At 58.1% G+C, this 303-nt stretch carries 1 pseudogene; it reads left to right on the top strand.

The features are described 5' to 3' along the window. A pseudogene (locus E5Q11_RS17660) lies at positions 1-303 on the top strand (phosphomannomutase); the annotation flags it as partial.

The following is a 303-nucleotide window of genomic DNA, read 5'->3' on the forward strand; positions in this document are numbered from 1 at the left end:
ATGGGCATCGCCTGGGACGGGGACTTTGACCGCTGCTTCTTCTTCGATGAAGACGGCCGGTTTATCGAGGGCTACTACATCGTCGGTTTGCTGGCAGACCAGTTCCTGCGCAAAACCGGTGGCGGCAAAGTCATCCACGACCCACGCCTGACCTGGAATACCCTGGACCTGGTCAAAAACGCCGGCGGCGAAGCCATCGAAAGCAAATCCGGCCACGCGTTCATAAAACAGAGAATGCGTGACGAAGACGCGGTCTATGGCGGCGAAATGAGCGCCCACCACTACTTCCGCGACTTTGCCTAC

Source organism: Marinobacter confluentis (genome assembly GCF_004785685.1).
Lineage (GTDB): Bacteria > Pseudomonadota > Gammaproteobacteria > Pseudomonadales > Oleiphilaceae > Marinobacter > Marinobacter confluentis.